Source organism: Niabella sp. CPT15-335-S11 (genome assembly GCF_058792415.1).
Genome location: NZ_JBYTEI010000008.1, coordinates 42,648 through 55,181 on the forward strand (window position 1 = coordinate 42,648; position 12,534 = coordinate 55,181).

12 protein-coding genes and 1 tRNA gene are annotated in these 12,534 nt (G+C 45.4%); 7 read left to right on the forward strand and 6 right to left on the reverse strand.

The window, feature by feature from the left end; genetic code table 11:
• Positions 1 to 103 precede the first annotated feature (103 nt).
• From AC3WS5_RS15405 to rpsU, 3 genes are all read right to left on the reverse strand, one after another.
• Entirely contained in the window at positions 104 to 403 is a 300-nt protein-coding gene (locus AC3WS5_RS15405; RefSeq protein ID WP_492468293.1) for an HPF/RaiA family ribosome-associated protein, read from the reverse strand.
• Positions 404 to 529: 126 nt separating this feature from the next.
• Positions 530 to 1,429, reverse strand: a complete 900-nt coding sequence (locus tag AC3WS5_RS15410) for a tyrosine-type recombinase/integrase (protein ID WP_492468294.1) — start codon at positions 1,427 to 1,429, stop codon at positions 530 to 532.
• A 55-nt stretch (positions 1,430 to 1,484) separates the two neighbouring features.
• Positions 1,485 to 1,682, reverse strand: a complete 198-nt coding sequence (gene rpsU, locus AC3WS5_RS15415) for a 30S ribosomal protein S21 (protein ID WP_492468295.1) — start codon at positions 1,680 to 1,682, stop codon at positions 1,485 to 1,487.
• 158 nt (positions 1,683 to 1,840) lie between these two features.
• Between rpsU and AC3WS5_RS15420 the strand changes: the two genes are divergently transcribed.
• Together AC3WS5_RS15420 and tyrS are read left to right on the forward strand one after the other, a co-directional pair.
• Complete coding sequence (locus AC3WS5_RS15420; protein WP_492468296.1) at positions 1,841 to 2,440, forward strand: riboflavin synthase; 600 nt, start codon at positions 1,841 to 1,843, stop codon at positions 2,438 to 2,440.
• Positions 2,441 to 2,670: 230 nt separating this feature from the next.
• Complete coding sequence (gene tyrS, locus AC3WS5_RS15425) at positions 2,671 to 3,951, forward strand: tyrosine--tRNA ligase (protein WP_492468297.1); 1,281 nt, start codon at positions 2,671 to 2,673, stop codon at positions 3,949 to 3,951.
• 185 nt (positions 3,952 to 4,136) lie between these two features.
• Here tyrS and AC3WS5_RS15430 read toward each other — a convergent pair whose 3' ends face one another.
• On the reverse strand, positions 4,137 to 5,501 hold the full coding sequence (locus AC3WS5_RS15430) for an exonuclease domain-containing protein (protein ID WP_492468298.1): 1,365 nt from the start codon (positions 5,499 to 5,501) through the stop codon (positions 4,137 to 4,139).
• A gap of 36 nt (positions 5,502 to 5,537) precedes the next feature.
• Between AC3WS5_RS15430 and AC3WS5_RS15435 the strand changes: the two genes are divergently transcribed.
• The gene (locus tag AC3WS5_RS15435; protein ID WP_492468299.1) at positions 5,538 to 6,485 is read left to right on the forward strand and encodes a class I SAM-dependent methyltransferase; all 948 of its coding nucleotides are present in this window, start codon (positions 5,538 to 5,540) and stop codon (positions 6,483 to 6,485) included.
• A 14-nt stretch (positions 6,486 to 6,499) separates the two neighbouring features.
• Here the strand turns inward: AC3WS5_RS15435 and AC3WS5_RS15440 are convergent, their stop codons facing one another.
• Complete coding sequence (locus tag AC3WS5_RS15440) at positions 6,500 to 7,603, reverse strand: lipase family protein (RefSeq protein ID WP_492468300.1); 1,104 nt, start codon at positions 7,601 to 7,603, stop codon at positions 6,500 to 6,502.
• 267 nt (positions 7,604 to 7,870) lie between these two features.
• Here AC3WS5_RS15440 and mdh point away from each other — a divergent pair, with 267 nt between their 5' ends.
• The 3 genes from mdh (at position 7,871) to AC3WS5_RS15455 (ending at position 10,291) form a co-directional block, all read left to right on the forward strand.
• On the forward strand, positions 7,871 to 8,812 hold the full coding sequence (gene mdh, locus AC3WS5_RS15445; protein ID WP_492468301.1) for a malate dehydrogenase: 942 nt from the start codon (positions 7,871 to 7,873) through the stop codon (positions 8,810 to 8,812).
• Positions 8,813 to 8,938: 126 nt separating this feature from the next.
• Positions 8,939 to 9,009, forward strand: a tRNA-Gln gene (locus AC3WS5_RS15450).
• A 304-nt stretch (positions 9,010 to 9,313) separates the two neighbouring features.
• Positions 9,314 to 10,291, forward strand: a complete 978-nt coding sequence (locus AC3WS5_RS15455) for a Gfo/Idh/MocA family protein (protein WP_492468302.1) — start codon at positions 9,314 to 9,316, stop codon at positions 10,289 to 10,291.
• A 177-nt stretch (positions 10,292 to 10,468) separates the two neighbouring features.
• Here AC3WS5_RS15455 and AC3WS5_RS15460 read toward each other — a convergent pair whose 3' ends face one another.
• Positions 10,469 to 11,143 (reverse strand): 2-C-methyl-D-erythritol 4-phosphate cytidylyltransferase, encoded by a 675-nt coding sequence (locus AC3WS5_RS15460; protein WP_492468303.1) that lies wholly within the window; start codon positions 11,141 to 11,143, stop codon positions 10,469 to 10,471.
• A gap of 91 nt (positions 11,144 to 11,234) precedes the next feature.
• On the opposite strand from AC3WS5_RS15460, the gene AC3WS5_RS15465 reads away from it, so the two are divergent.
• Complete coding sequence (locus AC3WS5_RS15465) at positions 11,235 to 12,527, forward strand: bifunctional folylpolyglutamate synthase/dihydrofolate synthase (RefSeq protein ID WP_492468304.1); 1,293 nt, start codon at positions 11,235 to 11,237, stop codon at positions 12,525 to 12,527.
• Positions 12,528 to 12,534 lie beyond the last annotated feature (7 nt).

Sequence of the window (12,534 nt, forward strand, 5' to 3'; positions counted from 1 at the left end):
CCCGACTATTTACCTACAAGAATCCCGGTTACTAAACCGGGTCCGACAACTAGTATTCAACAAAAAGCCCCGCTTTTGCGGGGCCGTAATCAGTTCATAGTGTTTATGCGATCATTTTTTCTTTTCGCCTTTTAATTTGGTTTACCATAGAATCAAATGCGCTGTCAAATGATTCTTCAAAAGTCTTACTGGTACATTTCACAAAAAAAATGCGCTTGGGAACCTGCACCCGAATCTCCACTATTTTGTCCTTGATGGTATGTACAACATTATCCAGTTTCAAAAACACCTCGGACTCAATAATGCGATCGTGAAATGTGTTCAGCTTTTCCAGTTTCCGATTGACAAAATCTAATAATTTTTTGTCCGCTTCAAAATTAACCGTTTGAATGTTCACATTCATAGTACTTTCTTTTAAAAGTGAATAAACAATAAAAGCTGTGTCAAAGAGCTTTACTTACCCCTTAAAGTTAGGAACAATCGGAGCTAATTGCAAATTAAAAAAGCTAAATTTTTGCCTAATTTATTTTTAACCTTTTGGATGGGCCGAAGCATGTATTTCGCGGAGCCTCTCAATACTGTTATGGGTGTAAACCTGCGTTGCAGCAAGGCTCGCATGGCCCAGCAGGTCCTTGACAGCATTCAACTCAGCGCCATTGTCGAGCAGGTGCGTGGCAAAGCTGTGCCGCAATACGTGCGGACTTCTTTTATCAAGGGTAGGAATACCCGACAGCACCTGTTTCACCACCCGGTAAGTATATTTGGGATATAGTTTCCGGCCCTTCTCCGTGATAAACAACTCCTCCGGGAGATCGGCAAACTCTTTTCTCTTGAGGGCAGAATACCCTTTAATAGCTTCAATGGTTTGCCTGCTGACCGGAATCAGCCTCTCTTTGTTTCCTTTCCCTAATACTTTAACCTGTCGGAGACTTGCATCAACCTGACGCTCTTTTAATCCGGTTAGTTCACTGAGGCGCATACCCGTCTCGTAAAACAGCCTGATAATCAGGGCTGCATTCAGACTCCTCCAATCCTCAGCACTTGTAGAAAGCGAGTCTTCCAGGGCCAACAGATCGGGTTCCTTAATAATGACCGGCAGCCTTTTCGATATCTTGGGCACCACCACTTTAGACATGGGGTTCACTTTGATTTTACCCTCTCTCACCTGAAACCTGAAATACGAACGCAGGGTTGAAATCCTGCGACTGATACTCCTTGTACTCTGACCCGATTCCTTTAACCCGGCCAGCCATCCCCTTATATATGAATAACGAATCCCTGAAAGATCCATCCCGTCGTAAGTCTCCTCCAGGTAACGCCAGAACGCCTCAAGATCAGCAGAATATGCCGAAATTGTGTGAAGGGAATACCTTTTTTCAAATTTTAGGTAATGTATAAATGACTGTATGGATGGATCAGGTACCTGCATAAAAATAGCCCCGGTAAATTCCGGAGCTACAATTTATAATAAATTTTGGTATATTCTAAATCTCTATTTTTCCGCTGGCAATCTGCTGCTTGTAAATTGCTTTCTGAATCTTACCACGACGCTTGATAGACGGCTTTGTAAAATGCTGACGCTCACGGAGTTGCAACAGAACTTTTGATTTTTCAAATTTCTTCTTGTACTTCTTAAGCGCTTTGTCTATGTTTTCGCAGTCTTTAGAATCAATAATTAACATAACTAATTATACCTCCTCCGGTTAATTTTTTTAAGGTTGCAAAGATAATTAAAATCTCCTGAAATTGTTTACTTTTTTTTGATATTTTTTTATAGCAAGAGGAAGTACTAAAAACAGGCAAATTTGGAGAATTAGAGAATGTGGTGAATCTTTGGGATATGTTTACAGGAATTATTGAGCAAACCGGCGTGCTGAAAGAAATAGAGCAAAAGGGCGGAAACAAATCCTTTTTTATTGAGAGCCAGATTTCACTGGAATTAAAACCAGACCAAAGCCTTTGCCATAACGGGGTTTGCCTCACTGTTGAAAAAGCCGATGGAAGCCTCTACCAGGTGACCGCCATAGAAGAAACACTGAAAAAATCAAACCTCGGCAGCCTGATTCCGGGAGATGAAATAAATCTTGAACGATGCCTGGTCATGAACGGCCGAATTGACGGACACATCGTGCAGGGACATGTGGATGGAACCGCATCATGTATCTCTGTTACCGCCAAAGACGGAAGCTGGGAGTATGAATTTGAATTTGACCCAAAATTCGCTTCCCTGATCATTGAAAAGGGGTCAATCTGTCTGAATGGTATCAGCCTGACGGTGTTTGACGTAACGGATCGCCAGTTTACCGTAGCCATCATTCCTTATACTTTTGAACATACGAATATTAAACATGTTGCTCCCGGAAAACTTGTTAACCTTGAGTTTGATGTTATCGGCAAATATATCCTCAGACAACAGGATCTCCAGCATGGAACCCTCTAGTCCTGAATGTCTGGCCGTTGATCACCAGCCCACAGCGATCTGGTGTGCAGATTGGACGTTAGGCGGTATAAATAGGCGCCACTAGTCGACGTTGTCCAGTCTCTGCAGAAACGCGCCTGGGAAAAGCAGGGATTCCTACCATGGATTTTCGCTGATTGGCCTCATTTCTTTGTTACAATTTTTCACGTTTCGCGAATGACTTATTTTTGCGCCGAAAATATTTTTGAAGCATGACCGATCTGATAAAGGAATTGAGCTGGAGAGGAATGGTACAGGATATAATTCCCGGTACCCAGGAGCACTTGAATAAAGAATTCACTACGGCCTATATCGGATTCGATCCGACGGCAACCAGCCTCCACATAGGAAGCCTGGTACCTATCTTGTTACTGGTTCATTTACAAAAGGCCGGACACAAGCCCATTGCCCTGGTGGGCGGCGCTACCGGTATGATCGGAGATCCCAGCGGAAAGAGTGAGGAGCGGAACCTGCTGAACGAAGAGCAATTGGCTGAAAATGTTGCAGGAATCAGAAAGCAGCTTGAGAAATTTCTGGACTTTGACGCTTCAATACCCAACGCTGCTGAGATCGTGAACAATTATGACTGGTTCAGAAATATCGGATTTATTGAATTCCTGCGGGATGCAGGCAAGCATATTTCTGTGAATTATATGATGGCTAAGGACAGTGTCAAAAAAAGATTTGAGGGGGAAGCGGGTATCAGCTACACAGAATTTGCCTACCAGTTAATGCAGGGCTACGATTTTTACTACCTGTACAAGGAAAAAAACTGCAAACTCCAGATGGGCGGGAGTGACCAATGGGGTAATATCACCACAGGCACAGAATTCATCCGCCGAAAGGCTAATGGCGAGGCCTTCGCATTCACCTGCCCGCTGATCAAAAAGACCGACGGCACTAAGTTTGGCAAGACGGAACAAGGCAATATCTGGCTGGATCCGGAGAAAACAACCCCCTATCAGTTTTATCAATTCTGGCTGAACGCCAGTGATGCGGACGCAGAAAACTGGATCCGTATCTTCACATTCCTGGATGAACAGACTATTTCCGGACTGATCAGATCCCACCGGGAAGATGCGTCAAAGAGAATCCTTCAAAAAGCGCTGGCAGAAGAAATCACCATTTTTGTACATGGCCGCGAAGAATTAGACATGGCACTTGCCACAACCGAAAAACTATTTGCTGCCAGGTCCGGGGTAGCCGAAGACATGACCGAAGAGGAACTGGAAGGTATGGAAGGGATTGTAAAATCCAGCCTCCCTTCCGGGCGAATCAGCGAAGGAATTGATATCGTAACCCTGTTGGCGGAAACAGCGATTACCGCCAGTAAAGGCGAAGCCAGAAAGCTGGTAGTAGGCGGCGGCGTGAGCCTGAACCGGAAGAAAATTACCGATGTGCAGCATTTGATTAAACCTGATGCACTGTTGCACCAAAAATACCTGCTCCTGCAAAAAGGGAAAAAAAACTATTTCCTGGTCAGCATTGTTTAAGGGTCCCGAAGGTGCTCGGCCCTGCACATACGGTTGATCCGCGTGATATATCCACCTGGGTTTGCACATTGCTGAGTAATGGAATCACCAAAAAAAATCACTTTTTTCTTCTTAACCGGCTGAAACGCGAATATTAAAACAGGTGAATCAAATACAGATACTTCATAATGTATGCCTGGAAATAGTTAATCAAGAAAAATCACCTTTGAGGGATATCTTTTTGCGTAGTCAAAAAGCATATGCGTAATAGTACTGTTTTCCCTGTAAGGTGTAACCAGATCCCTGACCGCGTCAGGGTCCTCGGTCGACAGATCTTCCGGAATAAAACCCATCCCGTAAAACCTGCCCTTCCACACCAGGATACAGGACTTTTCATGCCGTCGGATCCCCTTATCCAGGATTGCGAATGACGGCAGGTTTTTTAGTTTATCAATCGCCATCGCCACCCTTTCATTATATAATGCGGGTTCTTCTTCGTTCCGGCAGGCACCTCTACAATTGTGGACATGCGCATCATTGCCGTAGATCTGATCAGGAATAAAACATAAGCGCGGACAAAGTTCAAAATCAAGTACCAGTTGCCTCAATGCCGCCTTAGCATTTTCAATCCGGTGGTAAGAACTCCAAACCCGGTGTCCGCCCGTGACTTTGTCCACAGCCAGCCTCAGGTATCCGTTCTGGTCTTCAAAAGAAACAATACCGTAAAGATCCTCCCTCCTTTTTTGGGAAGCATTGAAACGTGGCCATAGTCTTTTTATTTCCGAAGATTCCTGAATGAGCGCCATTAGTTCTGTACCCCATTCCTGGAAACTGATGTGATGAACATGGCGCATGAAATTCTGTTTTTGCCGGCTGGTGGAATTATTCGCAAAATGACTGCTGACACGGTAGCGGATATTCCTGGCTTTACCAACATAAACTATTTTCCCTTTCTCATCGTGGAAGTAATAAACGCCCGGCGTGTAGGGCAACTGATCAAAATCACTTTTAGGGAGATGCGGTGGCAGTACCTGTTCACCTGAACCACGTTTCAGGCTTTTTTCAATATGCTGTCCGGTATCATTTTCAAGGATCATCCGGAACAACCTCACCGTAGCCTCCGCATCACCGCCTGCTCTGTGCCGGTTGAGATGCGTGATGTGGAGCGAATGGCACAGGTTGCCGAGACTATAGGACGGAAGGCCAGGAAACACTTTCCGGCTAAGCCGGAGAGTGCATAATTTTTTAGTGTCGAAATCATACCCCGATTCTTTCAACTGACTCTTTATATAGGAATAGTCGAAGTTTACACTGTGGGCTACAAAAACCTTGTCTTTCAGTATTTCAAAAACCTGCTCCGCTATCTCCTCAAACAGCGGCGCGTCAGCCACCATTTCATCAGTAATACCTGTCATTGCCTGGATATACGGCGGAATTTTCTGCAGGGGATTGACCAGGGTTTCAAATTGCTCCACAACTCCCTGCCCGTCAAAAACCTGTATGCTGATCTCCGTAATACCACTGGCAGCGGCATATGAACCCGAGGTCTCAATATCTACAATAGCGTACATCAATGAATTGGCTAAATTCGTGAAAAATTCAATAGTGTGCGCGAAGATAAACTGCAGATGTTCCGGAACAGGCTAACAAAAACGTACAAACACCTGGCTAAATCTGCGGCCAGGCAAAAAATTTCCTGTTTTAGAATTTTCGACCACGATCTCCCTGAGTTTCCCCTGATCATTGAGCGCTACGGAGATGATGTCTATGTTGCTGAATATAAAAGGAAACATCGCTTGGACGATCATGCACACGAGGTATGGCTTGCGGACAGTGTCGCTGTAATTGCCGAAGTGCTGGGCGTGAATACCGATCAGATTTTTACCCGCCTGAGGCAAAAGAAAGCCGGGCGGGCGGGTCAGTACAGAAAAACCGGAGAATTTTCTCCGGAAAAAATAGTGGAGGAAAACAACCTGAAATTCCTGATTAACCTGGAGGACTACCTGGATACGGGGTTGTTCCTGGACCACCGCACAACCCGGAAGATGGTGATGGATGAAAGCCGGGGTAAGCGAGTCCTGAATCTTTTTGCTTATACCGGGTCGTTTTCTGTCTATGCCGCAGCGGGCGGCGCAATCTCTGTCACGACCGTCGACCTGTCAAAAACCTATTTGGAAAGGGCTCAGAGAAACATGGCACTGAACTGGTTTACGGGTGACAATTATCAAATCGTTGCGGCCGATGTCATGCAATATCTCCCAAATCAACAGGAACACAGTTTTGAACTGATTGTATTGGATCCGCCAACATTCAGCAACAGCAAAAAAATGGAAAATGTACTGGACATTCAGCAGCATCATGTTTCCTTGATCAACCAGTGCTGCCGGTTGCTTACGCCCGGGGGCATCCTGTACTTCAGCACCAATTATTCCAAATTTCAATTGAGATCTTCGGAAATACAAGCCACCGAAATAAAGGATATAACCAGAGCCACTACGCCGTTCGACTTTGAAGGAAAACTCAAAAGATACTGCTTCCGCATTGTGAGCCCTTAGTTCATATGGATTGACTAGGGCTGCAAATAATATTTTTTGACCAGGTAGTAATAGGGTTCAAAATGGTGATGGAGAAAATAGTCTTTTTTCTTTTCATCAAAATGGAAGATCCTGTAATATTCATCATCGGGCATCAGAATGATCGGAGTGCCGGCCCTTACGAAATTTTCCGATGCAGCATAATCGGGCTTAACGAATTGCGGTAGTGCTTTTTTAACACCGTAGCGGTAGACCGTGTTCCCGAACATACGGGTGTACATTTTTTGCAATTTCCGTGGCCTTCTTTCAATTTTTCCATAAAAATATCCACCCACAGTTCTTACAAACCATTTCTGACGTTTTAACATCGCACGGGTGTGGATCAGCGGGTTCACGTCATTCATATCCCGGACATCTTGCACAGTATAGGGTGTCTCCGGTACCCAGTCTGCGGCGTTCACAACGGTATATGCCCAACCACCCCGGTTAATAAACTCAAAGTCGTACGCGTAATACTGATTGCCGGGTTTGGGTGCTCCGCTGCAATAGGTTTTAAACTTTATATCCTGGGGTATGCCGCCGCTTTTCTGCAGGTAATAAAGATAAGATCTTAACATGAACGCAATCGCGGCACCCTGGCTATGTCCGATAATGTAATAGTTTGTAACCCCCTTGCCTGCATACTCTTTTATCTTCTCCACAATACCCGGTGCCATATAGGCCATAGATAAGGCCCATCCGGCGTGTACCGCCGCCCGCTTATCTTCAGCAAGCGTGTAGGTGAAACGGGTTGAGTCATTCAACTTCAATGCGCCACTGGCGGGGATCATAGCGGCATAGAAATTAGCAAGCCAACTCGTGGCATCACCTACAGTACCCCGGATGGAAATCACTGCCGTTCCATCGTTTCTCAGAAATAAATACCACCTGTTCTTCAACCCGACTTCCGGCGATGTATAGATCCGGGTAAGAGTATCTCCGCTACGTTCCCGTCGGGTGCTATCGCCCCTGGAAATACCCCTGCGTACTTCCGAAAACAGGGCGATATATTCCTTCGCATCAAATCCCGGCTTCAGTCCCGGCTGCGAACTGCCGGAGATGGATAACCCAACAAAAATGATCAGCAAAACTTTACGCATACCTGTGAAAAATTTGAACAGCTTTCCGTTTTAGTATAAAATCCCGTGCCAAAACGCGTTGTATTACCTGCTTCCTCTCCGCGACGACGTTCTTCCCTGCTTCCGCTGCACCTATCCGGTACTGCCTGAGAATTATCATTGAAAATAGTGCATTAAGTCATAGTGTAGCTTTCTGCAACCCTAATTTTCCGGATTTCTCGTTTAAAATTCTACATTTGTAACCAATTGACCCGCTTATATTTCAATAAATCATAAAATTTAATTTGTATGTCAAAAGTTTCTGTTATTGGTGTGGGGAACGTAGGTTCCACAGGTGCCAATATGCTTGTACTGGACAGGATCGCTGATGAAGTGGTCATGTTGGATGTTAAGGAAGGTATTGCTGAAGGAAAGGCAATGGATATGAACCAGACTGCTCAATTACTTGGATTTAATTCAAGACTGGTCGGTGTGACCAACGATTACGCGGCAACAGCCGATTCTGATGTCGTTGTAATAACTTCAGGCGTGCCCCGCAAGCCAGGCATGACCCGCGAAGAGCTGATTGGTGTAAATGCCAAAATCGTGAACAGTGTTGTTGAAAACGTGCTGAAGCACTCTCCTAATACGATCATTGTGATGGTTTCAAACCCGCTGGACACCATGACCTACCTGACGCTGAAAAAAACCGGATTACCCAAACACCGCATCGTGGGTATGGGAGGAGCCCTGGATTCTGCCAGGTTCAAGTATTTCCTGAGCCGTGAGATGAATGTGAATTCTAATGAGGTGCATGGCCTGGTTATCGGCGGGCACGGCGATACTACTATGATACCACTTACCAGGCTGGCCAGCTACAAAGGAATTCCCGTAACCGAACTGGTTAACGAAGAAAAACTGAAAGAGATTGCATCCAACACGATGGTGGGAGGCGCGACGCTGACAGGTCTCCTGGGAACATCTGCCTGGTATGCTCCCGGCGCTGCTATTGCACACGTGGTAGAATCCATCATACATGACCACAAAAGGCTAGTACCCTGCTGCGTGTACCTGGACGGGGAATACGGCCAGTCCGATATTTGCATGGGCGTACCGGTGATCCTGGGCAAACATGGCTGGGAGGAGATCTTCGACCTTAAACTAAACGAAGAAGAAAGCAATGCTTTCAAAAAATCAGCGGAGCTGGTACGCAAAACCAACGACGTGCTGAAAGAATTGAACATCCTTTAGTATTTCAGGATCCTTTTTCTTCGGGTTTTTATCTTCACAGATATTTCAAAATCAGCTCGATTTGATTTGTACGGGAAAAGATTAATTATTACCTTCGCAAACTCAAAACCAAATGAAAACCCGGATTGACCCATGGTGTAATGGTAGCACTACAGATTTTGGTTCTGTCAGTTAAGGTTCGAATCCTTATGGGTCAACAGAAATAAAAGCTAAGCAATTTATTTTCAATTGCTTAGCTTTTTTATTTAATCCTTTCGAATATCAACAGATGATCAGTCTGTTTTTGCATATTCCCGGGAGTGATAAAAGCCAATTCCCGAGGCGTCAAAAATCGTATTTTTGAGCTGGCGCAGGCCATAACACTTCCCGGTATCTGATCAGGGCTGCTTTTCCGGATAAGGGTTAACATCAGACGGATCCTGTTTATTATTTGTAGACCGGAACTTTTCTGATTACATAAATTAAATATATTCTTTTAAGTTTGACAAACTGAATCTAAGCATGCTAAAAGTAGGCGTAGTTGGCGCAGGCCATTTGGGAAAATTCCATTTAAATAACTGGTTGGAAATCCAAGACGTGAAAGTTGTGGGCTTTGTAGATCCCGATGACGACACGGCAAAAGAGGTTGCTAAAAAATATAACATCCCAAGATTTACGGACGCGGATGAATTTCTGGCGCAATGTGATGCGATCGATATAGTCACCCCTACCCAGTACCATTTTGAATGGTGCGAGAAAGCTATTAAATCGGGGAAACACGTATTTGTTGAAAAACCTTTCGCCCACACGATGAATGAAGCCCGTGAGCTGGTTAAACTAGCCCGCGAATCTAATATAAAATTGCAGGTGGGTCATGTTGAAAGATTCAATCCTGCCTTCCTCTCGCTGAAAAACACCGAACTGAAGCCGATGTTTATTGAAGTGCACCGGCTGGCTCAATTCAATCCCCGCGGCACAGAAGTCAGTGTTATTCTCGACCTGATGATCCACGATATTGACATCATTCTTAGCATCGTAAAAAGTGATGTGAAGAAAATCTCGGCCAGTGGGGTCGCTGTTCTCACTGAAACCCCCGATATCGCGAACGTACGGCTGGAATTCGATAACGGTTGTGTGGCTAATCTGACCTCCAGCCGCATCTCCATGAAGAAAATGCGGAAAATGAGGCTCTTCCAAAAGGACGCCTACATTGGTATCGATTTCCTGAACAAAAAAACCGAGATCATCAAACTGAAAGACGATGCCGACACCCATGTTTTTACGTTTGATATTGCCACTCCCAACGGCCAGAAAACTCTGGCCATAGCAAATCCCCCGGTTCCCGAAGTGAACGCTATTAAACAGGAACTCGGCGAATTTAAGGACGCAATTTTGAAGAACACCCAGACCATAGTATCTGAAATCGACGGGCTGAAGGCTATGGACGTGGCTCATCAGATCCTGACCAAGATCGGATCGCAATCAATAAACAGATTGTGATCCCGGATAAAAAGTATCTTCCGGGTGAAAATCAGGCAGTTTGCCAGATCAGGGTTGTTATTGGATTTCGAAGGAACTGACATCCCCTCGGCGGCTAATCTTAATAAGAAATTTGAACCGGATCTGCGTTCTTATCGCTCACTATCATTCAACAACCTGCATCCTTCAACCAGGTGGTTAAGGCGTTGATTGACGAAGCACCTGCTCCGCAATCTGCAAATCGAAAGGATGCGTAATTTTAATATTATTCCTATCCCCTTCCACAAGCGATACCTTCATGCCGTAGGCTTCAACAACACTGGCCTCATCGGTGAACCAGTCTTTGTGATCAATCTGGTATGCGGGTATTAATATCTTGCTGTGAAAAACCTGCGGAGTCTGAACGATGACGATTTTTTCCCGTTCCAGTATTTCACTTCCCTCATCATTGATCATTCGGACGCTGTCGTAACAATTTACTACCGGAATAGCGGAACCGGTTTCCATGGCCTTTCCGTAACAGCGTTGTATTAACTCAGGGGTCACCAGGCACCGAACAGCATCGTGTACGAAGATCATCGCTTCTCCACTCACCAGTTTAAGGCCATTTTTAACAGACTCAAACCGGGTCGACCCGCCCACGGTTACCCGGATCCGGTCATTATCGAAATATGCATCAATGATCTCCTGCCCCAGGTCTATGTACCCTTGCGGTAACACCAGGACCACCTGCATGTCAGGAAAAGATCTCAGGAAACACTCAATTGGATAATACACCAACGGCTTACCGTTTAATTTCAGGAATTGCTTGGGCAGCTCATTTCCCATCCGGGTACCCGATCCGCCTGCTACGATTATTGCAACTTTCTCCATAGTCCAAGGAGCCAAAAATAGTGGAATAAAATAAAAATGCCGTCCTGAATTTCAGGATAGCAGGTTTATCTTTGTCCTTCATATTCCATCTATGACCTATTCTGAAACGCTGGATTTTCTGTATGCACGGCTTCCGCTGTTCAGCCGGATCGGCGACCGCGCACTTAAATTCGGCCTCTCTAATATTTTAGCTCTAAGTGAGAAACTGGACAATCCACACAAGAATGGCAAGTTCATACACGTGGCAGGGACTAATGGCAAGGGTTCTGTAAGTCATATGCTGGCGGCCATCCTCCAATCTGCCGGATATAAAACCGGACTGTATACATCCCCTCACCTGAAGGACCTCAGGGAAAGGATCCGGATCAACGGAAAAATGATTTCCGAGGATCAGGTTGTGTCTTTTGTTCAGCGTATCCAGCCTTACATTGAGACAATCGACCCTAGTTTTTTTGAGATGACTGTTGCGATGGCTATGGACTATTTTGCCAGCCAGGAGACAGATATCGCCGTGATCGAAACCGGTTTAGGCGGCCGCCTGGATAGCACTAATATTATCAATCCGGTGCTGACCATCATCACCAATATTGGGTATGACCATATGAATCTGCTTGGGAACAGCCTCGACAAGATAGCGCAGGAAAAAGCGGGCATCATCAAGCAGGGTATCCCCATCATCATCGGAGAGACGCACCCCGAAACCGCGGACGTATTCCGGCAAAAAGCGAAGGAGAAAAATGCACCCATTATCTTCGCGGATTTGGAATACCTGGTCACTAACTGGCAATACAATAATCGTGAACTTATTGTGGAAGTAGCGGAGAAAAACAGCCAGGACCACAAAAAGTATCACCTCGATTTAACCGGGAACTATCAAACGCTGAATCTGTTGCCGGTGCTGACCGCAGTCAGAGAACTAAACCAGTCTGGTTTTCATATCACCTCCGAAGCGCTGGCCACCGGATTGAAAAATACCCGGCAACTGACCGGCTTTCACGGGCGCTGGGAAACCATACATCGCAAGCCTGATATTGTGCTGGACGTAGCTCACAACGAAGATGGCATGCGTCAATTACTGAATCAAATAGAGATCTCTGAATTCCATCACCTCCACATTGTGTTGGGGATGGCGAAGGAAAAAGATGTGAAAAAAGTATTGTCGATGCTGCCCAAATATGCGAGCTATTATTTTACCAACGCCCATGTTCCGAGAGCTATTCCAGGGGAAGAAATGCGTCAAAAGGCCCTTATGCACGGGCTGAAAGGAGAGACTTACCCGGATGTAAACGCGGCCATAAGTGCAGCTAAAGCACAGGCCCATAAAGATGATCTGATCATTGTTTGCGGGAGTATTTTTTTGGTCGGGGAAATTGACGAAATTTGAACGAAGC

Excerpts from the sequence above, each read along its gene's own strand:
- AC3WS5_RS15405 (WP_492468293.1), bottom strand. The coding sequence starts at position 403 with ATGAATGTGAACATTCAAACGGTTAATTTTGAAGCGGACAAAAAATTA.
- rpsU (WP_492468295.1), bottom strand. The coding sequence starts at position 1,682 with ATGTTAATTATTGATTCTAAAGACTGCGAAAACATAGACAAAGCGCTT.
- AC3WS5_RS15420 (WP_492468296.1), top strand. The coding sequence starts at position 1,841 with ATGTTTACAGGAATTATTGAGCAAACCGGCGTGCTGAAAGAAATAGAG.
- AC3WS5_RS15430 (WP_492468298.1), bottom strand. The coding sequence starts at position 5,501 with ATGTACGCTATTGTAGATATTGAGACCTCGGGTTCATATGCCGCTGCC.
- AC3WS5_RS15440 (WP_492468300.1), bottom strand. The coding sequence starts at position 7,603 with ATGCGTAAAGTTTTGCTGATCATTTTTGTTGGGTTATCCATCTCCGGC.
- AC3WS5_RS15465 (WP_492468304.1), top strand. The coding sequence starts at position 11,235 with ATGACCTATTCTGAAACGCTGGATTTTCTGTATGCACGGCTTCCGCTG.
- AC3WS5_RS15460 (WP_492468303.1), bottom strand. The coding sequence starts at position 11,143 with ATGGAGAAAGTTGCAATAATCGTAGCAGGCGGATCGGGTACCCGGATG.
- tyrS (WP_492468297.1), top strand. The coding sequence starts at position 2,671 with ATGACCGATCTGATAAAGGAATTGAGCTGGAGAGGAATGGTACAGGAT.
- AC3WS5_RS15455 (WP_492468302.1), top strand. The coding sequence starts at position 9,314 with ATGCTAAAAGTAGGCGTAGTTGGCGCAGGCCATTTGGGAAAATTCCAT.
- AC3WS5_RS15410 (WP_492468294.1), bottom strand. The coding sequence starts at position 1,429 with ATGCAGGTACCTGATCCATCCATACAGTCATTTATACATTACCTAAAA.
- mdh (WP_492468301.1), top strand. The coding sequence starts at position 7,871 with ATGTCAAAAGTTTCTGTTATTGGTGTGGGGAACGTAGGTTCCACAGGT.